This is a genomic window from Paraburkholderia fungorum (assembly GCF_046026025.1).
GTDB classification, from domain to species: domain Bacteria; phylum Pseudomonadota; class Gammaproteobacteria; order Burkholderiales; family Burkholderiaceae; genus Paraburkholderia; species Paraburkholderia fungorum_E.
The window spans coordinates 115,230-135,303 of sequence record NZ_JAQQFL010000005.1 but is presented as its reverse complement, the minus strand read 5'-3'; the positions used below and the strand labels follow the sequence as shown (position 1 = coordinate 135,303).

Genomic DNA, 20,074 nt, shown 5'->3' with positions numbered 1-20,074 from the left:
ATGAGTCCGTCAAACTTTCTGGCCGCTAAGCGCGCGGGCCGAACCGAATACCTGAATCAACCCCATCGCCGCCCACGTGATCACGAACGCGATGATCGCGAGCGCCGACGGTTCATACGCGCGGTTCGCACCGATCAATTGCAGATACGGGCCGAACGCGGGGCGGTCGAGCAGACTCGCCAGCGTGAACTCGCCGATCACCACGGCAAAGGTGAGGAATGCACCGGACAGAATGCCCGAGCGGATATTCGGGAAGATCACCTTGAACAGAATCGTCGGCCAGCTTGCGCCGAGACACTCGGCGGCTTCGGTCAGCGAGCGCACGTCGACCGCGCGCAAACCGGCGTCGACCGCGCGATACATGTACGGCAGCGAGAGCGTCACGTAGCCGAACACCAGCAACAGGTCGGTCGCGCGTTCATTGCCGGTGAGCGGCAAAATCGAACTGCTGTTGTAGATGCGCAGGTAGCCGAACACGATCACGATTGCCGGCACCACCAGCGGCAACAGCGTGATGAACTCGACGACCGGCCGCAGTTTTGGCAGACGCAACTGCACGTAGTACGCAGTCGGCACCACCAGCAACACGCCGACAATGATCGTCAGCACCGCCATCAGGATCGAATAGCCGAACGAGGCCTGAAACCGCGGGTCGCTCAGCACCACGTGGTACGCCTCGAAGCTGTAGACGCCGCGCTTCATGCGCAGGCTGAACTCGAAAGTAGCGAGCAGCGGAATCAGAAAGTAGAGTGAGCCGACGATCATCGCGATCCACGCGCCGGCACGCGATTGGCTCTTCATCGACGACCCCTTTCAGCGCGCGAACGCAGCCAGATGTACCCGCCGTTCGACAGCCCCGTCACAAGCACCATGCCAAGCGCGAGCGCGTAGCCGAGGTTCTGGTTGTGCATCACGTCACCGCGAATCTGCGCATACAACAGGATCGTGACGATGTTCAGCGAACTGCCGGTCAGCGCGTAGGCCGTAGCGACCGCGCCGAACGAATTGGCGAACAGCAGCAGCGTTGCGCCAAGCACGCTCGGCCACAACACCGGCAACGCCACGTGGCGCCAGTATTGGAAGGCCGTGCCGCCGAGGCAGTCGCAGGCTTCGCGCCATTCGCGCTTCAGCCCGTCTAGCGCGGGCGTGACGATCAGCACCATCAAAGGAATCTGGAAGTACAGGTAAGTCAGCGTCAGCCCCGAGAAGCTCAGGACACTGAAGCCTGTCGAGTACAGATTGAAGCCGAGGTACTTCTTCAGCAATACGGTCACGAGACCGACGCGTCCCAGCGTGCAGATGAAAGCAAACGCGAGCGGCACGCCGGCAAAATTAGAGGCGACCCCGGAGAAGGTCATTAGCGTAGGACGAATCCAGCCCGGCAATTTGCCTTGTACCGCCGCCCACGCGAGCAGTGAGCCGATCACCGCGCCGCCGATTGCGGACGCTGCGCTCACCTTGAAGCTGATCCAGTAGGCATCCATCACCGTGGGCTGGAACAGTTCGCGGAAATTGGCGAGCGTGAAGTGGCCCTGTGGATCCTGGAATGCGCCGACCATCAGGAAACCGGTCGGCAGAATCAGAAACAACAGCGCGAAGGTAAAAAACGGCACCACGCCAATCCAGGCGAGGAACTGCGACGCCCGGCCCGGACCGTCGGCGCGAGGCGTTGGCGTGGGCACGGGTGGAACCAGCAGGTCTGCCTGCACCGACCCAGCATCCGATGATGCGCTCATAGCTTACCCTTGGGGCATTCTGGCTAACGCCTGACGCGCCGCCCTCATCGAGCGACGCGTCATCTTTGAAAACTGCGCGTTGCGGTTAGAGGCCGCGGCATCTGCAGCATGCGATTTATCGCCGCTCCACTGCCGCCGCCACCGCGCGCGCTGCGCCGATTACTTGACGTTCGCGCCGACCGTTTCGTCCCAGTGTTTCGTGATGGTCTCTTTATAGGCGTCCTGCTGGGACAACGTCGGGAACACCACGTTCTTGTATGAGGAAGGCGGCGGCAGCTTGTCGAGCAAGGCTTGCGGAACCTTCTTCTGCGCCACCAGTTCGTTATAGCGCATCGGGTGGCAATAGCCGCCCAGCCAGCCGATCTGGCCTTCATCGGAGTACAGATATTCCATCCACAGCTTGGCGGCATTCGGATGCGGCGCATAGGCGCTGATCGCCTGCACGTACACCCCGGCGACCACGCCTGTTTTCGGAATCACCACCTGCACCTTCGGATTGCCCTTCAGGGTGTCGCGGTCGGCGAGCGCGTTGTAGTCCCAACGCACGATGATCGGCGTGGTGCCCTGCGCGAGCGACGCGGCCTTGCCGATCACCGGCACGAAGTTGCCGTTCTTGTTCAGGTCGGCGAAATACTTGAGGCCGGCCTGGTCGGCCTTGCTCACATCACCCTTGCTTTGCGACAGGCCAGCGGCGAACACAGCCTGGATCGCCTGGTTGGCCGTGCGCGGGTCGCCTGCCAGCGAGACGGCATTCTTATAGTCCGGCTTGAGCAGATCGCTCCAGTCGGCCGGCGCCTTGTCGATCATGTCGGCGTTGACTTCAAACGCCAGCACGCCATAGTAATCGCCATACCAATAGCCTTCGGGGTCTTTCGACTCTTTCGGAATCGAGTTCCACGTAGCCACCTTGTACGGCTGCAGCAAACCCTGGGCCTTCGCGGTCGGACCGAACGACAAACCCACGTCGATCACGTCGGGCGCTTGCGGCCCCTTGTTACCCTTGTTCGCCTTGATGGCTTCCACTTCGTCGCCCGAACCCGCATCCGGATTCAGCTCGTTGATCTTGATGCCGTACTTCTTCTGGAATCCGGCCACCAGTTGACCGTAGTTGCACCAGTCGTGCGGCAACGCGATCACGGTGAGTTGGCCTTCCTGTTTGGCGGCTGCGATCAATGCATCGAGCGGCGCGGCCGAAGCGCTGCTCACACCGGCTGCGGCGACACCCGCAGCGGCCGACATCGAAATTAAACGAGCTAACGCGGTGCGCTTCATGGTCTTCCCCATCCTCTGCCGAAATTGCTACGTTTGGAAAATTTCTGGTTTCAAGCTTCACGGGCGCACAGCCGAACAAGCTCGCACTCGCACACCCGCGCCATGCTCAGTCCGGATTCACCGGCGCTGAAAACATGTCGTGCTCCAGCTTATCGATCCGATCTGTACAAATCATGTCGACGCCCCATTTTGCAAGCAGCCGCGCTCGCTCCGGATCGTTCACCGTGTAGGCCAGCACGCGCAAGCCAGCGGCCTTGATTTCGGCGACCAGTGGCTCGCTCAGATACCGGTGACTCGCGTGCAACGACACGCAATCCAGTTCCCGCACAATGCGCAGCCAATCCGCCGGGACCTCTTCGAACAGCATGCCGCGTTGCAACACGGGTGCTGCATCGCGCGCCGCAGCGAGCGCCTCGAACGAAAATGACGACAGCAGCGGTGGGGTTTGCCCTTGCCACAAAGTCAATGCACCGTTGGCGACCAGGCTCCCCGTGATCTCGTCACGACCCAGGCAGGGTTTGATTTCGATGTTGGCGGCAATGCCATCCCGCGCGCAACGCCCGGCGGCCTCGGCGAGTGTCGGCAGGCGCGTGCCGGCGAACTGCGGCCCGAACCAGGCGCCGGCATCGAGCGTAGCCAACTGGTCCCACGTGTGTTCGGCCGCGGCGCCATGGCCGTTGCTCGTCCGTTCCAGCGTGTCGTCGTGCAATAGAAAGAGCTGGTTGTCGGCGGAAAGCTTGGCGTCGAATTCGACCATGCGGTAGCCGTAGCGCACGCACGCGTCGAAACCGGCCAGCGTGTTCTCCGGCGCCAACGTGCCGCCGCAACGGTGCGCAACCAGCCGCGGATACGGCCAGTTGGCGGATAAAGTGCGATCAGTTCCGTTTGCCACGTCTCGTTACCTTCCAGATAGAGCGAGTTGAATAGGCTCTCGACACGTTCCCAGCCGCCACTGCCGCCATGCCGCCTCCACGCGTGAGCCCCACCGCGTAGTATCACGTCAATGGGCGACGCTGCGATAGCTGCCCATATGGCCAACGCCGAGGCTCATTGCGTCGCGTGGCGGCTCCGCGATCTTATTGTCAGGATGCCGAACCTTGCAGCGTCCAGGCCGCGCCGCGTGCAGCAACGAATGGTTCAGGCGGCAGATCCCAGGAGCCATTATTACAACGACATGGGTCAATCAAATTACCAAAAAACGCCACAAAATGCTCGAAACCGGACATCTCAATTCCTTTCCGAACATTTGATGTTCGAAACAGGGGCAGCGCTTCGATTTGCGAAGGCTAAGATGAAATACACAAACTTGCAAGCTGCCAAAAAAATACAACACAATTCAGCTAAAGTAGTAGGCTTGACATAGTCCGGACACACATCCGTGTCCACGATGACACTTTAAAAACAAGCCGTGTCAGCGCGCGTTCACACCCAAGGAAAAATGCATGTGGCAGGAAGACCGTCATCAGAGGATTCGCGCGTTGCTGTCCACGCTTCAACGCGTGTCGACAGAACGGATCATGGCGGACCTCGGGGTATCACGCGAAACCGTACGGCGCGATCTGCTCGACCTCGAAGCACTCGGTGAATTGCGGCGCGTGCATGGCGGCGCCATCAAACCCGCCGACGAAGCGCCGATCGCCGAGCGCGCCCACATGCGCGTCAAATCCAAGACCGCGATCGCGAAGGCGGCCACCGGTCTGATCGCGAGCGGCCAGACACTTTTCATCGACGCGGGCACCACCACGGCGGCACTCGCCGAAGAGCTGGCGAAACTGGCGAACCTGACGATCGTCACCAATTCCATCGACGTCGCGCTGAAAATGCGCGGTGCGGTGGATCAAGCGGAGGCGGCCAACGAAGTGATCCTGCTCGGCGGCTCGATCAGCGATCGCGCCATGGCGACCACCGGCGCGACCACCGTACTCGACATCCAGCGCTACCGGGCGGACATGGCTTTGCTCTCACCGGTCGGTATCGATCACCGGCATGGCGCGACCAACTACGATCACGCCGAAACCGAAGTGGCGCGCGCCATGGTCGCTAACGCGGATCGCGTGGTGATCCTCGCCGACTACAGCAAGATCGGCCAGCGCAGCCGGATTTCGTATTGCCCGATCGATCGGATCGATGTGTTGGTCACCAACAAAAAGGCGGCCGAAGCCGCCGACTTTGCGCCGCTCAAAAAGAAGCTGGAAGAGATCGTTCTGGCTTAGGGCGCCGGTTGTATTCAGGGCTTCGCGCGAACGCTTCAGGCAGCGTTGTCAGCGCGCTGCGCGCGCCGCTCATTCCTTCACATGCATCGTATCGAGCACGCGCTTGCGCAAGCGCGTATCGCGCAACGCGCCGGCTGCATCGAGCACCGGATAGGCCGTCGAACAGAACAGCGAGTTGAGCCGCTTCATGTCGCTGATCAGATCCAGATGCAACGCGCTGGTCTCGATGCTGCGCAAGGTTTGCCCGGCGAGCCGGTCGAGATGTTTGTATGAATACGCGCGCTCCAGATCGCGAAAGCGCTCCTTTTCCGCCAGCAGCCGCTCGGCGCAACGCAGATCGTTATTCAGAAACACCGACAGGCCAAGCTGCAGATTGCTGACGAGTCGCGCATGCAGGTCGTCCAGCTCGCCCAGCCCCTCCTCCGAAAACGACAGCCGGTGCGCGATCTTCTTTTCCTCGATATCACAGACGATCCGTTCGATGATGTCGCCCGCATGCTCCAGGTTGATCGTCAGCGAGATGATGTCGGTCCAGCGACGGCTGTCGGCCTCGTCGAGTTGCTCGCGGGAAATCAGCGTCAGGTAGCTTTTGACCGCCGCGTAGAGTTGGTCGACGTCGTCGTCCATACGGACTGTTTCGCGCGCCTTGTCGAGGCTGTTGTCATGAATCAGGTCGGCCACGTTATCGAGCATGGTGCGGATGATGTCGCCGATGCGCAGCACCTCGCGTGCGGCGTGCGCAAGAGCGAGTGTGGGCGTGGGGAGCGCGGCGGCATCCAGATGCAACGGCCGCAGTTCACCATTGGGCTGCGGCCGCTCCGGCAACACCCGCGTGCAGATGCGCGCGACCGGATCGATCAGCAAAAGGCAGGCGCAGCAACGCAGCGTGTTGTAGATCACATGAAAGCCGACCACCGCTTCGCGTGGATTCGCGATCAGCACCGGCAACCCGCGTGCGAGCAGCGGCGCGAACGGCAGGATCAGCAGCGCGCCGGCCAGCTTGAACGCCAGGCTGCCCAAGGCGAGACGCCGTGCCGCCGTGTTCTGCGTGAGTGTGCCCATCAACGCCAGCAAGCCGCTGCCGAGATTCGCGCCGATCACGAGACACAGCGCCACCTTCAGTGAGATCACGCCGGATGAAGCGAGCGTCGCTGTCAGCAGGACCGCCGCGAGACTCGAATAGGACAGCATCGCAAATGCCGCGCCGACCAGCGCGTCGAGCATGGTGTCGCCGGTCAGCGCGCCGAACATCACGCGCACGCCGGCGCCTTGCATCATTGGTTGGGCGGCTTCCACGATCAGGTGCAGCGCCAGCAGAATCAGGCCGAGCCCGATCAAGGTCCGGCCAACCTGGCCTGTGCGGGTTTGCTTGCGCGACAGAAAGAGCGGCACGCCGAGCAGAATCAGGATCGGCGACAGCCATGACAGATCGAGTGTCAGCAGGCGCGCCATCAGTGCGGTGCCGACGTCGGCGCCAAGCATGATCGCAAGGCCGCTGGTGAGCGGTAAAAGGCCCTGCGCGGCGAACGACGTGACGATCACCGCCGTTGCATTGCTGCTTTGCACGAGGCTCGTGACGCCGACACCCGAGAGGAAGGCGCGCCAGCGGCTGCTGGTGCTGCGCCCGAGGACGCTGCGCAGATCGGCGCCGAGCACGCGCAGGATGCCGGTACGCACGATGTGCGACCCCCACACGAGGAGCGCCACACCAGCCAGAAGATTAAGGAGAATCAACATAAAGCGCTGTGCATCCATTCCTGCTGCCATGACCCGAACCGCATGCCGTGCGAATCAGCACCCGGGGCGTTTATGACAGTAGTGTTGCACATTTTTGCCTTATTGTAATTTTGTGCTTTTAAATATACGCTCGCGCAAGGTTGCGAATTGCTATGGATCGGCTCATGGTCCGAACGCGATTCGCTCGATTATTTTTTGCACACTTCATCACAAGGACTCTGGATGAGCCGCAACCTCGCCCTGTTCGACCTGGACCACACGCTACTGCCGCTCGACAGCGATCAGGCATGGGCCCACTTCATCGCGGGATTGGGCATAGAAGGCGCTGCGCGGCACGCGGAAGAGATCGACGATTACTACCGGCAGTATGTGGCCGGCACGCTCGACATGACCGCCTACCTGAACTACACCTTGGCGCCGCTGGCCCGCCACTCACGCGAGCAACTCGACGTGTGGCATGCGCAGTTCATGAAAGAGGTGATTGCGCCGGCCATCTTGCCGGCTGCGCGGGCACTCGTGCAACGCCACATCGAAGCAGGCGACCTGTGCTGTATCGTCACGGCCACCAACGTGTTCATCACGAAGCCGATCGGCAAGGCGCTCGGCTTCGACCATCTGCTGGGGATCGATCTCGGCACCGAAGGCGGCGACCCGCTGGCGCGTTTTACCGGACACGCGGTCGGTATCCCGACCTTCCGCGAAGGCAAGATCAGCCGCACCCATAGCTGGCTGGCTTCGCTCGGCCATCGTCTGGAGGATTTTCCGCAGAGCCGGTTCTATAGCGACTCGATCAACGACGTGCCTTTGCTCGAGTGCGTCACGCATCCGGTCGCGACCAACCCCGACCCGCGTCTGCGCGCCATTGCCGCCGAACGCGGCTGGCCGGTGATTGAACTGTTTGCTTGAGATTGCACGGGCTGGCGGGGGCTGCGGCTACACACGCCCCTTCCACGGCACCAGCCGCCGTTCCAGCGCACGCATGCCGAGATCGAACAGCCACGCAATCAGTCCGATCAGCACGATGCCCATCACCACCACATCGGTACGCAGAAAGCTCGATGCGTTGAGCACCATCTGACCCAGGCCGGCGGTGGCCGCGACCATCTCGGCGGCAACCAGCGTGGTCCAGCCGAAACCGATGGCAATCCGCAAGCCGGTCAGAATCTCGGGCAACGCCGCGGGTAGGACCACATGGCGCACGATCTGCCCGAAGCTGCCACCTAGCGAATAGGCCGCATGAATCTGCTCGATGGTCGCGCTGCGCACACCGGCACGCGCCGCCATCGCAATCGGCGCGAAACAGGCGAGATAGATCACGACGATCTTCGCCGTTTCGTCGATGCCGAACCAGATCACCACTAGCGGCAGATATGCAAGCGGTGGCAACGGCCGGTAGAACTCCAGCGGCGGATCGAGCAAGCCGCGCGCAACCCGGCTCACGCCCATCAGAATTCCGACCGGCACCGCCGTGGCCGCAGCCAGTGCGAACGCGCCGAACACCCGCAGCGCGCTCCATGCGAGGTGCTCGGAAAGCGGCAAACCGCCTTGAATGCGTCCGTGCCACGCGTCCAGAAACGCGGCCCAAACCGCCTCGGGCGTCGGTAGAAATAGCGGGGGCAGCCAGTGGAGATGTGTTGCGAACCACCACAGCGCTGCGAGCGTCGTGACCGAGACCGCGCTCAACGCCGCGGTCGGGCCTTCGCCCGGCAAACGCCAGCCGCGTACCGGCCGCGCTTTGCGTCGCGGCGGCTCGCCCGCCTGAGCCAGCGGAAGGTTGCCCAAAGATTCACGCGAAGCCGTCACGACAGCACCTCTTCCTGATTGCGTTCACTCCGTTCGTGCAGGCGGCGCACCAGCCGTTCGCGCCATTCGATGAACTCCGGCGACGACTTGACCGCGCGCGCATCGCGAGTCTCGAGAAAGCGCCGCGCGAACGGCAGATCGTAGCTCTCGGCGATACGGCCCGGCCCCGGCGTCATCACGACGAGACGGGTGGCCAGAAACAGCGCTTCTTCCACACTATGCGTAATGAAGAACACCGTCTTGCGTGTACGGCCCCAGATGTCCAGCACGAGTTCCTGCATCGACTCGCGCGTCATCGCGTCGAGCGCACCCATCGGCTCGTCCATCAGCAGCACTTGCGGATCGCTTGCCAGCGCGCGCGCAATACCCACGCGCTGCTGCATACCGCCCGACAGCGCGTAGACCCGCGAGTGCGCATGCTTCTCGAGGCCGACCAACGCCAGCATCTCCAGCGCGATACGCTCGCGCTTTGCCTTCGGCACACGCTGGAATCGCAAACCGAGCGCGACGTTGCCGAGCACGTCGAGCCAAGGCATCAGGGCGTACTTCTGGAACACGACGCCGCGATCCGCGCCCGGCCCCAGCACGGGTTCATCGTTCAACCGCACCTCGCCGCCGGTCGGTTGAATGAAGCCGGCGATGCAGTTCAGCAAGGTCGTCTTGCCGCAACCGGACGCTCCGAGAGCGACGACGAATTCGCCCGGTTCGATGCGCAAATCGACGTCGGCGAGCGCGACGTTCGGCGCCGCGCCGCGGGCGCCTTCGTAAGCGACGTGCAGCCGCCGGATCTCAAGACCGCTCATCGCCGTGCCTCATGATGCTGATGGATAGGCATGCTCAAAAATCAATGCACTCAATGCGCCGCACGCTGCACGAACTGCGGATCGACGCCGGTGGAGTAATCGGCCAGCACGTTCTGGATCGTGCCTTGCGTCTTCAGAAACGCAGCCGTTGCGGCGAGCGATTTAGCCGCACCGGATTGCGCACCACCGCCAAGCCATGCGTTCGACGCCTGCTGGGCCGGCGTCGGGAATGCGTACAACGCGAGACTCGCGGGCACTTCCTGTGCAGTGGCGCCGGACTCCTTCGCCACCGCCTCGACCTGCGGCGACGCAGCAGTCCATGCCGACGTGTGATCGCGGTAGCTCGCATCGGTCGCGGCCAGCACCTTCACGAAGCGCGCGACGAACTCGGCATTCTGGCTCGCGAACTTGCGGTCGACGACAAAGCCGTCGAAGGTCGCCTTGCCGGTTTGCTGCGCGACCTGCCCCGACGTGATCAGCACTTTGCCGTTCTTCTTCACCTTCGCCAGCACGGGGTCCCAGATGTAAGTCGCGTCGATGTCGCCGCGCTCCCACGCTGCCGCGATTTCAGGCGGGCGCAGATTGACGATCTTCACATCGGACGGATTCACACCGGCGTTCTGCAGCGCGACCAGCGTGTGAAAGTGCGACGTGGACACAAACGGCACACCAATCTTCTTGCCTTTCAAACCGGCGACACTAGTGACATTGGAACCGTCACGCGCAACCAGCGCTTCGGCGTCGTTGATGTTGTCCAGAATCCAGAACAGCGAAATATCGACGCCTTGCGACAGCCCGGCCGCGATGGGGCTCGACCCTGCTTCGCCGAGTTGCACGGAGCCGGAAGCCAGTGCGCGGATCACGTCGGCGCCGCTGCCGAGCTTGCGATAAGTGACCTTGTAGCCGGTGGCTTTCTCGACTTCGCCCGTGGCCTGCGCATAGCGCCACGGCACGACCATGTCCTGATATGCGATCACGACTTCTTTGGTGTCGGCGTGCGCGACCGAGGCGAGCGGCGCCGAAAGCGCGAGCAGCGCTGCGATCGAGGCCAGCGGGCGGAGGAAACGGTTCATCGGAAGGCCCCTTGAGTGGGTGTTGTGCGAGTGGCTTTCGACTATAGGGAGTTTGTTCGCGGGCGGTTCTAATTAATCCACGATTGCTAATGACGCTGTTCGAGCATTGCTTTTCGCGTTCGGTTGGATAGCCGCGACTGTTGCGACGAGCAGCGGATCGACTCAAACGGATGATGGCGGACTGGAATGCATCAGTGCGACTTGGCCATTCGGCGGATTGTCGTGCTTTCGCAGTGGCGGCATGATCAGCGGGTTACTTTCAATTCGTATTCCTATGGTCGATTTTCTTACGCGCCTGAGCTGGTTGTTCTTCAATGTCGCTGTGCCTGTATTTGCGCCGGTTGCGTTGCTTCCTTTGCTGAATTTTTCGCGCTACTACCGGCTCGTGGCGCAAGGCATTGCACGACGATCCATTCAGGATGGCCAGCTTTTCTGGGTCGTCATTTCGATGTGTGCAAGCGCATGCTACGAGATTGGCTGTGCTTTGAGCGAAGCGCCGATACACAGCACGCTGGCCCTCATGTTGGCAGCGCTTCTCTGGCACGTGATCTTCATCGTCGTAGCATCGGTGCTGGTGTGCCTGGGTGCGGCCGATGCAGCGGCTCGTCCAGCGCCTCACGTGAGAGAGCGTAGACGCGATGGAAGGTTGATGTGGTTTTCGTTGCTCATAACCGTTGTCGTTTCAGCTTCCTTTTCCGCATCTCATTATTCGTTTACCTAACTAATTAATGCGCACCGGGTTATACTTTTCACCCTAATCTCACACGGAGATCTAACATGCCAAATTTGATCGACCGCCTCATCGAAGACCGCGCGCTACGCGATCGCTTCATCCTCTTCCTCTATCCGTTCACGATCATAGGCGGAATAATATCGGTCACTTGCAGTCTGCTCGCGCGTCATTACCGCTAGGCAACGCAGGCAGATCGCTGGGCGTAGCCGCTGGATCACGCGCGCCCACGCCCCAAAAAACAAAGCCCGCAACACGTGCGGGCTTTGCATTTTCAAACTGACAACACACTAAACCATTCAAACCACTCCGGCTCCGTGCGCCTGCAAATCGGCATGGTAGCTCGAGCGAACCATCGCGCCCACGGCGGCGTGCGTGAAGCCCATCTTGTACGCTTCTTCCTCGTACATCTTGAACGTGTCCGGATGCACGTACGAGCGCACCGGCAGATGGTGCTCCGACGGCTGCAGATACTGGCCGATCGTCAGCATGTCCACGTCGTGCTCGCGCAGATCGCGCATCACTTGCAGGATTTCTTCTTCGGTTTCGCCGAGACCAACCATTAGACCCGACTTGGTCGCGACGTCCGGATGCAGCGCCTTGAAGTCTTTCAGCAGCTTCAGCGAATGCGCGTAGTCCGAACCCGGGCGCGCTTCCTTGTACAGACGCGGCACCGTTTCGAGGTTGTGATTCATCACGTCAGGCGGTGCGGCATTCAGAATGCCGATCGCGCGATCCAGACGACCGCGGAAGTCCGGCGTCAGAATTTCGATGCGTGTTTCCGGCGACAGTTCGCGCGTCTGACGGATACATTCCACGAAGTGAGCAGCGCCACCGTCGCGCAAATCGTCACGGTCGACACTTGTGATCACCACGTACTTCAGTTTCAGCGCGGCGATGGTGCGTGCCAGGTTACCCGGCTCATCCACATCGAGCGGATCGGGACGGCCGTGGCCGACATCGCAGAACGGGCAGCGGCGCGTGCATTTGTCACCCATGATCATGAACGTTGCGGTGCCCTTACCGAAGCATTCGCCGATATTCGGGCAGCTCGCTTCTTCGCACACCGTGTGCAGGTTGTGCTCGCGCAGAATCTGCTTGATTTCGTAGAAGCGCGAATTGCCGGTGGCCGCTTTGACGCGGATCCAGTCCGGTTTCTTCAGCTTTTCGATCGGGACGATCTTGATCGGGATACGGGCGGTTTTAGCTTGTGCCTTCTGCTTTGCGGTGGCGTCGTACGCGGCGGCAGCCGGCACGGCATCAGGAGCGGGGGAAGCTGCGAGGTTCGCGGTAACGTCAGTCATTCGTTCGGTCCAGTCAGGCGGTAAGTGCACCGGCCTGCGGTTGGGCGACGGCCGCGGGACTGCCGTCGAGGTTTGCGGTGAGGCGTGCTGCAAAGGTACTGGCCACGTCGTCCCAGCCGACGGCAACGCCCAGCGCTGCCATATCGACTGTTTCGAGCCCCGCATAGCCGCATGGGTTGATGGCCAGAAACGGCCGCAAGTCCATGTTCACATTCAGGCTCACGCCGTGATAGCTGCAGCCGTTGCGGATTTTCAGACCCAGCGCGGCGATCTTGGCGCCGGCATGCAGCCCGGCGTTCGGCCCGGGCGCCACGTAGATACCGGGGGCGCCCGCCTTGCGTTCTCCGGCGAGATTATACGCCGCGAGGGTGTCGATCACGGCCTGCTCGATCCGCGTGACCATCTCGCGCACCATCAGCTTGCGCCGGCGCAGGTCCAGCAGCAGGTAAGCCACCACCTGTCCGGGCCCGTGATACGTGATCTGCCCACCCCGGTCGACCTTGACAAGCGGAATACCGCTATCGGCGGCCAATAGATGCGCCGGGTCGCCGGCCTGGCCGAGCGTAAAGACGGGGGGATGTTCGACCAGCCAGATTTCGTCGGGTGTATCGGCAGTGCGCGCGTCGGTGAACGCGCGCATCGCTTCGAAACTGGCTTCGTAAGGTTCGCTGCCAAGCCAGCGCAGCGTAAGCGGCGCCGTAGCGGGCAAGGGAGACGGGGAAACCGGGGTGGCGCACATGATCCCGACAGTTTACCGAAATCTGCGCATCCTCGCCGGACGTGCCTGCATGGGTTCGCGCAGCGCCGCTGCTTCACTGCGGACCAAAACGGCCTTCAACTTTGGTGCCGGTCCGGCCTCACGGCACGGCACGCAACATCCTCATACCGTGCGCCAACCCCCGCGCATGCGGGCAGCCAGCCGCTCGCTGACCCGCACGAACCAGTGCAGCGCGCGTTCATCGCAGCGTGTCGGCACCGAAAAAGCGACCTTCGCATGCGTGCCGCCCTCGGCGCTCAACCACAACCGCTCACCGCGCCGCAACCGCATAGTGTGGCCGGGTTGCAGCCAGTAGTCTTCCGTGTCGTCGCTGCGTGTGACCCACACCGCGCCGCCATGCACGACCAGCTTGGTGCTGCGCGCTACCTTCATAGGAATGGTTTCGCCGTTGCGGATTTCAAAAGCGATACTAGAGGAAATTTCTCGCATGATGCCCTCGCCAAAATTCGTTTCATGGCTACAATCGTATGCGTAGCAAGGGTTTACGCAAAACGATCTATTTTCACCTCTATGTGAGAAATATTGCGATGGACCTCCGGCATTTACCCCCACTGAACGCCGTCAAGGCGTTCGAAGCCGCAGCCCGCCACGAGAGTTTCTCGCGCGCCGCGGACGAGCTGTTCGTCACGCACGGCGCCGTCAGTCACCAGATTCGCGCGCTTGAGGCGGAGTTGGGCGTCACGCTGTTCGCCCGCGACGGCAAGCGCGTCCGGCTCACGGACACCGGCCGCCGCTATGCCACGCGCGTGCGCACGGCGCTGACGGGGCTGGTCGAGGCCACCCGTGAAATCCGCGCCGGCGACCGCGAACGGCGCCTTGTCGTTTCCATGCTGTCTTCGTTTGCCGCACGCTGGGTGACACCGCGCATCGGCAGCTTTATCGAGGAGCATCCTCAATGGGACCTCGAACTGCTGTCCACCAACGCGCTGACCGACTTCGCCCGCGACGACGTCGACGTGGCGATCCGCTTCGGTTATGGCAAATATTCCGGGCTGCATGCGGAGTTGCTGCTGGAGGAGATCTTCTTTCCGGCCTGCTCGCCGAATTTCAACGGCGGCAAGCTACCGCAAACGCCGGCCGAGCTGGCGAAAGTCCCATTGCTGCGTTCGGATGACGAACTCTGGCGCCCGTGGTTCGACGCCGCCGGCCTCACCGACTGGCCGGAGCCGAAGCGCGGCGTGCTGTATCAGGATTCGTCGAATCTGCTGCAGGCAGCCATCGACGGTCAAGGGATCGCGCTCACGCGCCGTTCGCTGGCAATGCACGAGATCGCGGCAGGCCGTCTTGTGCGGCTGTTCGATGTGGATGGGCCGAGCCCGTGGCAGTACTACTTCATCTGTCCGCCGCAGATGCTCGAAACCGCGCGCGTCAAGGCGTTCCGCGCCTGGGTATTCGAAGAAGTCGGACGGTTCAAACAGCTTTTCGAGCGGGCTTGCTCGACGGGGCCTGCAGCAAGCACCGATCTGGCGACGGACGCGTTGCGCGTCACGCCGTAATGCGAGGCATCGTGGGCACTGCCTGCGGTGCTGAAGCCAAAGTCAAATCGGCGCCAGCGTCCGCTCGGGCAGTCCTTTAAAGCACCACCTTCACCATCGGGTGGCCGGTGAGCGCGCGATAGATATCGTCGAGTTGCGCCTGGCTCGTGGCGCGCACCGTCACCGTCAAACCGGTGTAGTTGCCGCCGCTGGACGGTCGCGTTTCGATGCGCTCGGGATCGACTTCGCTATCGAACTGCCGAACCACCGCGACGATCGTCCCGGCGAACTCGGGATGCGACTTGCCCATGATCTTGATGGGAAAGTCACACGGAAACTCAAGCAACGATTCTTTCGCGGGATTCACTTTCTGCTCCTTGCTGCGCTTCTTGCGCTTCCTTGGCCTTGGCACGCTGATAGGCCGCGTACAACGCCGCAAACACCGCACCCGGCTTGCCGTCGCCAACCGGTTGGCCGTCGAGCCGCGTGACCGGCAGCACCTCCTTGGTGGCGGAACTGACCAGAATCTCATCGGCCGCGCGCAACTCGGCTTCGGCGATCTCGCGCGCTTCGAAGCGGATGCCGCACTCGCTCGTCAGCTCTTCGATCAGACTGTAGCGAATCCCTTCGAGAATCTTGTGGCTGCGCGGCGGCGCGACCAACACGCCGTCCTTCACCATCCAGATATTCGAAGACGAACCTTCGGTCAGCATGCCATCGCGAAACTGGATCGTCTCGAACGCGTCGTTTTCGGCTGCGTATTGCGCCATCAGCACATTGCCGAGCAGCGACACCGATTTGATATCGCAATTGAGCCAGCGACGGTCTTCAGCGGTGACGCAGCGCACGCCCTGCGCGCGCTGTGCGGCGTCCGGCAGATTCAGCGGCGTGACCATCACGAACACAGTCGGCTGGATGCCCGCCGGGAACGCATGGCCGCGTTTCGCGACGCCCCGCGTGATCTGCACGTAGGCGATCGCGTCCTGATCCGCACACAGGCCTGCGTCCGCCTCATTGGCCGCGACCACGCGCTCGATCAGTTCGCGCCAGCCGGCGTCGTCGAACGGATTGACGATGCCGATCTTGTCCAGCGAACGCGCGAGGCGCGCCAGATGGTGCCTGAAGCGAAACGCCGTCCGGCCACCCGCGTGGGGATACAACGGCGCGACTTCGTAAATGCCGTCGCCGAAAATAAAACCGCGGTCGAGAACCGGCACGCGCGCTTCGGACAAGGGCACCAGCTCGCCGTTCAGATAAACGATCGGGTCGAGCGAAACATCGGAAACAGCGGTCATCGCAATCAGGCTCTTATTTCTTCTTGTTGAACATCAGCATCAACGAATCCCACACGCGGCCGACCACACCGGCTTGCGGCACAGCCTGCAACGCGACGATCGGGAATTGCGCCAGCACCTTGCCGTCGGCCACGAGCTTCGCCGTGCCAACCTGCTGACCGTTCGCGATCGGTGCGATCAGCGGATCGATCTGCTCGATCTGCGGCTTCGCCTTGTCGCCCATACCCTTCGGCAAGGTGATGTACTGATCGCCCTTCACGCCGATCTGCACGGTGTCCTGCGCACCCTTGTAGACGCGCGGCGTGCCGACCACCTGGTTCGCCTTGTACAGCCGCACCGTGTCATACGCGGTGTAACCATAGTTCAGCATCTTCAGGGCGTCCTGCACGCGGTCGTGTTCCTTGGTCTCGCCCATCATCACCGCAACGAGACGGCGCGAGCCATCGGTCGTGCCCGGCAGCGAACGCTTCGCGCTGGCGATCAGGCAGTAGCCGGCGGCTTGCGTGTGACCGGTTTTCAGGCCGTCGACCGTCGGATCGATCCACAGCAGACGGTTGCGGTTCGGCTGCTTGATCTTGTTGTACGTGAATTCCTTGACCGAGAAGATGTTGTAGTAGTCAGGGAAGTCACGAATCAGACGCGCCGACAGCACCGCGAGGTCGCCCGCCGTGGTGTAGTGCTGCGGGTCGGGCATGCCGTTCACGTCAGCAAAATGCGTGTGCGTCATGCCGAGTTTCTGCGCTTCGGCGTTCATCATGTTGACGAATTGCGCTTCGCTGCCGCCCACCAGTTCGGCCAGCGCGATCGCCGCGTCGTTACCGGACTGGATGATCATGCCGTACACCAGATCGTGCACGGTCACCGGCTTGTTCGCTTCGATGAACATGCGCGATTCGTCGGTTTTCACGCGGCGCACCGCTTCGCTCGGCTCAATCGTCTGGTCCATCGTGATCTTCTTCGTCTGCAGTGCTTCGAAGACGAGGTACGCGGTCATCAGCTTGGTCAGCGAGGCGGGCTCAGCACGTTCGTCGGCATTGCCCGATGCGAGCACCTGATTGCTGGTTGCGTCGACGAGCACCCACGAGCGCGCGTTGACCGCCGGCGGCGGCACTTGCGCGAACGCCGTGCTGGCAACGAGCGTTGCCGGCAGCACGATGCCGAGGGTCACGGCACGGCTAAGCGTATGGGGAACGAAAGAGGACACTGACGGGAATGACGTGCGGCCGGAGAGGGAGAAACGCATAGGGTCGATTCGTGCGGAAAAATACATCGCGCGCAGGGCGCATAGTTTGGAGGAGCCGGTCGGCGAGCGTCAGGCCGTAAAAAACGGCGCGGCGCCCGTTGGACTTCCGGCCACGCGATCGGTTCGCGCAGCACGCATCGCATCCGGCACCGCTGCGCGCGAGAAACACGCTACGCGTCGCGCGAACTGCCGGGTGGGCGATGCTGCGCCCAAAAAAGAGCGCTCATTATACGCGCGCTATCCTGATATCCCTGAGCAAAGGGAGGCGATTAATTTGCGTTTGCACGTACCTGTACCCCGGAAAACGCGCGCCGCACCTCCCCCCGTACCTCCCGTGCACTTCATTAACGCCACGCGTCGACGATGATCCGCTTCAGGATATGCAGCTTGCGATGCAGAAAATGTTCTGCCCCCGGAATCACGACGACCGGCAATTCCTGCGGCCGGGCCCAGTCGTAAACCGACTGAATGGGAACCGTATCATCGGTTTCGCCGTGAATCACGAGGGTGTTTTCCGGCACGGGTGCGACTTCCCAACGGCTCGCCGCCGTGCCGACGAACACGATCCGCTCGATCCCCTGCCCCTCTTCACGCAGCTTTGCCGCCACGTGCGACAGCACAAAGGTGCCAAACGAAAAGCCCGCCAGGACGAGGGGCAGATCGCCCTGCCCGGCTTGCGCGCGCATGTGATCGAGCACGGCGCGCAGATCGTCGCGCTCGCCGATGCCGGCGTCATGCTCGCCTTGCGTTTCACCGACACCCCGGAAATTCGAGCGGTACGTCACGTAGTTCAACTGCACAAGCGTGCGCGCGAGCGTCTGCGCAACCTTGTTGTCCATCGTGCCGCCGAAGAGCGGATGGGGATGTGCAACCAGGGCGATGCCGCGCGGCGCGGCGCCGTTCTCGCGCATCTCGTCGGGCAGATCCAGCGCGACCTCGATCTTGCCGACCGGGCCGTCGATCAGATATTTCTGTGTATGTACGTTCATGGCGAGGCTTATTGATCGATTTTCAGACGCTCGACAATCTTGCCGCTCACAAGGTGCGAATCGACGATTTCATCGATGTCGCTTTCGTCGACGTACGTGTACCAGACGCCTTCCGGATACACGACGAGCGCCGGGCCGAGTTCGCACCGTTCGAGACAGCCGGCCTTGTTGATACGCACCTGGCCGGGGCCGGCAAGGCCGAGTTGCTTTACGCGTTTTTTCGCGTGTTCCTGCATCGCCTGCGCGTTGCAATTCGCGCAACTCGGGCGCTCCGCGCCGGGATCGCGTTGATTGAGACAGAAGAAGACGTGGTACTTGTAGAAGGAATCCATGATGTCCGGGGGCGAGACTGTAAGAGTGGGGATGGCGCTGGAAGCGCCGCGGCGCGCCTGTTGTGCGGACGATTATAACGAGCGGGGCTGGCGATCGCTGAGCGGCGGCCCCACGCACGCGACGCCCCCCTTCATGCGTGCTTCACGCGCCGCTTGAGCCACACTTTTTCGACGCGATAGGCGAGCCACACCAGCGCCGCATACGGCCAGATCCACGCAATCCAGTGCGCGAGACCATTGAAGTGCAGATAGCGACCCTGGCGCCAGTCGGCCAGCACGGCATCGAAATACGGATTCACCGGCAGCAGATTGACCAACACCAGCGCCACGGTGAGCGCGCAAGCCGCGAGCGCCGCACGCAACCTGCGCCGCAGCCGCAGCGCGAGGAGCGCCGCGACGATACCGCACACGAGCCCAGCCATCGCACCGGGCGTCGCCCAGTCGAATGCAAGGCCGGATTGCGATTGCAAAAACGTCGCGCCCGCCTTCACACACAAGGTCGTGACGACCAACACGATCAACAGCCGCACGAGCGGTGCATGGCGGCGCACCGGCAGCGAAGCCAGCGCGAGGACGGCGAACAGATTGAGCGTCGTGATGACGGTTTCCCAGCCGTCGTCCGGCAGCCAGGCGGCAACCAGCGCCGACCACGCGCCGACGTGCCACACCGGCGGCGTCCACGCGAGCAGCGCATCTTGCGTCGTCGAATCGAACCGCAGCCAAAGCTCGCGCGGCCAGTTACCCAATCCGAACAGGCGGGGCGCCGGATACATCGTCGCGAACGGCCACAAAGCGACGAGACACGCGAGTGCGGCCGAGTCACGCTCGAACCAGAGAAGCCGCAAACGCCGCAGCAAGCCGCGATCGAGCAACGCACCGGTGGCCGGCGACACGATCGCCGCGCCGAGCAGCGCGCCGAGCGCGTTGGCGGCCAGATCGAGGTTGGAAGCAACCCGCGTCGGCAGATAGGTCTGCACCGCTTCCATCGCGCCCGACAGCAATCCGCCAAGCACGAAAGCCAACGCCACCGCCACCGCACCGCGCCAGCGCGGATACACCGCGAGCACCACCAGCGCGCCGAACGGCATATAGCCGAGCACATTCGTGACGACGTCGAATGCCGTCAGGTACTGCGGCATGGGATCGAACAGATAGGCAAACGGCGCGAGGCCGAGCGAACGCCAGCCGGAAAATGGATACCACGAACCGTAGACGATCAGCGCCGCGTACAGCCCCAACGCCTGCCGGGCAAGCGCCGACGGGCGGCGCTGCCAGGGTTTAACGCTCATGC

General features: G+C 62.4%; 23 protein-coding genes. 5 read left to right on the top strand and 18 right to left on the bottom strand.

Annotation, left to right across the window (positions count from 1 at the left end; genetic code table 11):
- Positions 1–9: 9 nt before the first annotated feature.
- From PQR67_RS08205 to PQR67_RS08185, 5 genes are all read right to left on the bottom strand, one after another.
- Positions 10–801: an ABC transporter permease gene (locus PQR67_RS08205; RefSeq protein WP_408456859.1), complete on the bottom strand. Its 792-nt coding sequence runs from the start codon at positions 799–801 to the stop codon at positions 10–12.
- Positions 798–1,736 carry an ABC transporter permease gene (locus PQR67_RS08200; RefSeq protein ID WP_408456856.1) on the bottom strand — a complete coding sequence of 313 codons (939 nt, stop codon included), beginning with the start codon at positions 1,734–1,736 and terminating at the stop codon, positions 798–800. The genes PQR67_RS08205 and PQR67_RS08200 overlap by 4 nt, the downstream gene beginning before the upstream one ends.
- Before the next feature lie 159 nt (positions 1,737–1,895).
- The gene (locus PQR67_RS08195; protein ID WP_408456854.1) at positions 1,896–3,008 is read right to left on the bottom strand and encodes an ABC transporter substrate-binding protein; all 1,113 of its coding nucleotides are present in this window, start codon (positions 3,006–3,008) and stop codon (positions 1,896–1,898) included.
- Between the two features lie 106 nt (positions 3,009–3,114).
- Positions 3,115–3,900 (bottom strand): glycerophosphodiester phosphodiesterase, encoded by a 786-nt coding sequence (ugpQ, locus tag PQR67_RS08190; RefSeq protein ID WP_408456851.1) that lies wholly within the window; start codon positions 3,898–3,900, stop codon positions 3,115–3,117.
- Between the two features lie 190 nt (positions 3,901–4,090).
- Entirely contained in the window at positions 4,091–4,234 is a 144-nt protein-coding gene (locus PQR67_RS08185; protein ID WP_408456848.1) for a hypothetical protein, read from the bottom strand.
- A gap of 216 nt (positions 4,235–4,450) precedes the next feature.
- Between PQR67_RS08185 and PQR67_RS08180 the strand changes: the two genes are divergently transcribed.
- On the top strand, positions 4,451–5,221 hold the full coding sequence (locus PQR67_RS08180) for a DeoR/GlpR family DNA-binding transcription regulator (protein WP_408456845.1): 771 nt from the start codon (positions 4,451–4,453) through the stop codon (positions 5,219–5,221).
- A 69-nt stretch (positions 5,222–5,290) separates the two neighbouring features.
- Here PQR67_RS08180 and PQR67_RS08175 read toward each other — a convergent pair whose 3' ends face one another.
- Positions 5,291–6,958, bottom strand: coding sequence for a Na/Pi cotransporter family protein (locus PQR67_RS08175; protein ID WP_408456842.1), 1,668 nt, complete (start codon positions 6,956–6,958; stop codon positions 5,291–5,293).
- Positions 6,959–7,180: 222 nt separating this feature from the next.
- Here PQR67_RS08175 and PQR67_RS08170 point away from each other — a divergent pair, with 222 nt between their 5' ends.
- Positions 7,181–7,864, top strand: a complete 684-nt coding sequence (locus PQR67_RS08170; RefSeq protein WP_408456839.1) for an HAD family hydrolase — start codon at positions 7,181–7,183, stop codon at positions 7,862–7,864.
- Between the two features lie 27 nt (positions 7,865–7,891).
- On the opposite strand, the gene PQR67_RS08165 is transcribed toward PQR67_RS08170, so the two are convergent.
- The 3 genes from PQR67_RS08165 to tauA are packed head-to-tail and all read right to left on the bottom strand — an operon-like array spanning position 7,892 to position 10,637.
- The gene (locus PQR67_RS08165) at positions 7,892–8,725 is read right to left on the bottom strand and encodes an ABC transporter permease subunit (protein ID WP_408457196.1); all 834 of its coding nucleotides are present in this window, start codon (positions 8,723–8,725) and stop codon (positions 7,892–7,894) included.
- Between the two features lie 32 nt (positions 8,726–8,757).
- On the bottom strand, positions 8,758–9,564 hold the full coding sequence (locus PQR67_RS08160; protein WP_408456837.1) for a taurine ABC transporter ATP-binding protein: 807 nt from the start codon (positions 9,562–9,564) through the stop codon (positions 8,758–8,760).
- 50 nt (positions 9,565–9,614) lie between these two features.
- On the bottom strand, positions 9,615–10,637 hold the full coding sequence (gene tauA, locus PQR67_RS08155; RefSeq protein WP_408456834.1) for a taurine ABC transporter substrate-binding protein: 1,023 nt from the start codon (positions 10,635–10,637) through the stop codon (positions 9,615–9,617).
- Between the two features lie 241 nt (positions 10,638–10,878).
- On the opposite strand from tauA, the gene PQR67_RS08150 reads away from it, so the two are divergent.
- Both PQR67_RS08150 and PQR67_RS08145 read left to right on the top strand, forming a co-directional pair.
- Positions 10,879–11,358, top strand: coding sequence for a hypothetical protein (locus tag PQR67_RS08150; protein ID WP_408456831.1), 480 nt, complete (start codon positions 10,879–10,881; stop codon positions 11,356–11,358).
- A 56-nt stretch (positions 11,359–11,414) separates the two neighbouring features.
- Entirely contained in the window at positions 11,415–11,549 is a 135-nt protein-coding gene (locus PQR67_RS08145) for a hypothetical protein (protein WP_408456828.1), read from the top strand.
- Positions 11,550–11,666: 117 nt separating this feature from the next.
- On the opposite strand, the gene lipA is transcribed toward PQR67_RS08145, so the two are convergent.
- The 3 genes from lipA to PQR67_RS08130 all read right to left on the bottom strand — a co-directional run bounded on the left by lipA (position 11,667) and on the right by PQR67_RS08130 (position 13,878).
- Positions 11,667–12,671 (bottom strand): lipoyl synthase, encoded by a 1,005-nt coding sequence (gene lipA / locus PQR67_RS08140; RefSeq protein WP_279225059.1) that lies wholly within the window; start codon positions 12,669–12,671, stop codon positions 11,667–11,669.
- A 13-nt stretch (positions 12,672–12,684) separates the two neighbouring features.
- Complete coding sequence (gene lipB, locus PQR67_RS08135) at positions 12,685–13,410, bottom strand: lipoyl(octanoyl) transferase LipB (RefSeq protein ID WP_408456824.1); 726 nt, start codon at positions 13,408–13,410, stop codon at positions 12,685–12,687.
- A gap of 141 nt (positions 13,411–13,551) precedes the next feature.
- The gene (locus PQR67_RS08130; RefSeq protein WP_408456822.1) at positions 13,552–13,878 is read right to left on the bottom strand and encodes a DUF2917 domain-containing protein; all 327 of its coding nucleotides are present in this window, start codon (positions 13,876–13,878) and stop codon (positions 13,552–13,554) included.
- A gap of 98 nt (positions 13,879–13,976) precedes the next feature.
- On the opposite strand from PQR67_RS08130, the gene PQR67_RS08125 reads away from it, so the two are divergent.
- Positions 13,977–14,945: a transcriptional regulator GcvA gene (locus PQR67_RS08125; protein WP_408456820.1), complete on the top strand. Its 969-nt coding sequence runs from the start codon at positions 13,977–13,979 to the stop codon at positions 14,943–14,945.
- Between the two features lie 76 nt (positions 14,946–15,021).
- Here PQR67_RS08125 and PQR67_RS08120 read toward each other — a convergent pair whose 3' ends face one another.
- The 6 genes from PQR67_RS08120 to PQR67_RS08095 form a co-directional block, all read right to left on the bottom strand.
- Positions 15,022–15,291 (bottom strand): DUF493 family protein, encoded by a 270-nt coding sequence (locus PQR67_RS08120; RefSeq protein WP_408456817.1) that lies wholly within the window; start codon positions 15,289–15,291, stop codon positions 15,022–15,024.
- The gene (locus tag PQR67_RS08115) at positions 15,263–16,219 is read right to left on the bottom strand and encodes a D-amino acid aminotransferase (protein ID WP_408456814.1); all 957 of its coding nucleotides are present in this window, start codon (positions 16,217–16,219) and stop codon (positions 15,263–15,265) included. The genes PQR67_RS08120 and PQR67_RS08115 overlap by 29 nt, the downstream gene beginning before the upstream one ends.
- Positions 16,220–16,232: 13 nt before the next feature.
- Positions 16,233–17,462 (bottom strand): D-alanyl-D-alanine carboxypeptidase family protein, encoded by a 1,230-nt coding sequence (locus PQR67_RS08110; RefSeq protein WP_408456811.1) that lies wholly within the window; start codon positions 17,460–17,462, stop codon positions 16,233–16,235.
- Positions 17,463–17,806: 344 nt separating this feature from the next.
- Entirely contained in the window at positions 17,807–18,451 is a 645-nt protein-coding gene (locus tag PQR67_RS08105; RefSeq protein ID WP_408456808.1) for an alpha/beta hydrolase, read from the bottom strand.
- 8 nt (positions 18,452–18,459) lie between these two features.
- A complete protein-coding gene (locus PQR67_RS08100) occupies positions 18,460–18,783 on the bottom strand; it encodes a (2Fe-2S) ferredoxin domain-containing protein (RefSeq protein ID WP_408456806.1) in 324 nt (107 codons plus the stop codon).
- Positions 18,784–18,914: 131 nt separating this feature from the next.
- A complete protein-coding gene (locus tag PQR67_RS08095) occupies positions 18,915–20,072 on the bottom strand; it encodes a VanZ family protein (protein WP_408456803.1) in 1,158 nt (385 codons plus the stop codon).
- Between the last annotated feature and the right edge of the window lie 2 nt (positions 20,073–20,074).

Coding starts and splice junctions, on each gene's coding strand:
- PQR67_RS08105 (WP_408456808.1), bottom strand. CDS start 18,451: ATGAACGTACATACACAGAAATATCTGATCGACGGCCCGGTCGGCAAG.
- tauA (WP_408456834.1), bottom strand. CDS start 10,637: ATGAACCGTTTCCTCCGCCCGCTGGCCTCGATCGCAGCGCTGCTCGCG.
- PQR67_RS08115 (WP_408456814.1), bottom strand. CDS start 16,219: ATGACCGCTGTTTCCGATGTTTCGCTCGACCCGATCGTTTATCTGAAC.
- PQR67_RS08145 (WP_408456828.1), top strand. CDS start 11,415: ATGCCAAATTTGATCGACCGCCTCATCGAAGACCGCGCGCTACGCGAT.
- PQR67_RS08180 (WP_408456845.1), top strand. CDS start 4,451: ATGTGGCAGGAAGACCGTCATCAGAGGATTCGCGCGTTGCTGTCCACG.
- PQR67_RS08095 (WP_408456803.1), bottom strand. CDS start 20,072: ATGAGCGTTAAACCCTGGCAGCGCCGCCCGTCGGCGCTTGCCCGGCAG.
- PQR67_RS08200 (WP_408456856.1), bottom strand. CDS start 1,736: ATGAGCGCATCATCGGATGCTGGGTCGGTGCAGGCAGACCTGCTGGTT.
- PQR67_RS08195 (WP_408456854.1), bottom strand. CDS start 3,008: ATGAAGCGCACCGCGTTAGCTCGTTTAATTTCGATGTCGGCCGCTGCG.
- PQR67_RS08125 (WP_408456820.1), top strand. CDS start 13,977: ATGGACCTCCGGCATTTACCCCCACTGAACGCCGTCAAGGCGTTCGAA.
- PQR67_RS08100 (WP_408456806.1), bottom strand. CDS start 18,783: ATGGATTCCTTCTACAAGTACCACGTCTTCTTCTGTCTCAATCAACGC.
- lipA (WP_279225059.1), bottom strand. CDS start 12,671: ATGACTGACGTTACCGCGAACCTCGCAGCTTCCCCCGCTCCTGATGCC.
- PQR67_RS08160 (WP_408456837.1), bottom strand. CDS start 9,564: ATGAGCGGTCTTGAGATCCGGCGGCTGCACGTCGCTTACGAAGGCGCC.
- PQR67_RS08205 (WP_408456859.1), bottom strand. CDS start 801: ATGAAGAGCCAATCGCGTGCCGGCGCGTGGATCGCGATGATCGTCGGC.
- PQR67_RS08130 (WP_408456822.1), bottom strand. CDS start 13,878: ATGCGAGAAATTTCCTCTAGTATCGCTTTTGAAATCCGCAACGGCGAA.
- PQR67_RS08175 (WP_408456842.1), bottom strand. CDS start 6,958: ATGTTGATTCTCCTTAATCTTCTGGCTGGTGTGGCGCTCCTCGTGTGG.
- PQR67_RS08170 (WP_408456839.1), top strand. CDS start 7,181: ATGAGCCGCAACCTCGCCCTGTTCGACCTGGACCACACGCTACTGCCG.
- PQR67_RS08110 (WP_408456811.1), bottom strand. CDS start 17,462: ATGCGTTTCTCCCTCTCCGGCCGCACGTCATTCCCGTCAGTGTCCTCT.
- PQR67_RS08150 (WP_408456831.1), top strand. CDS start 10,879: ATGATCAGCGGGTTACTTTCAATTCGTATTCCTATGGTCGATTTTCTT.
- lipB (WP_408456824.1), bottom strand. CDS start 13,410: ATGTGCGCCACCCCGGTTTCCCCGTCTCCCTTGCCCGCTACGGCGCCG.
- PQR67_RS08185 (WP_408456848.1), bottom strand. CDS start 4,234: ATGTCCGGTTTCGAGCATTTTGTGGCGTTTTTTGGTAATTTGATTGAC.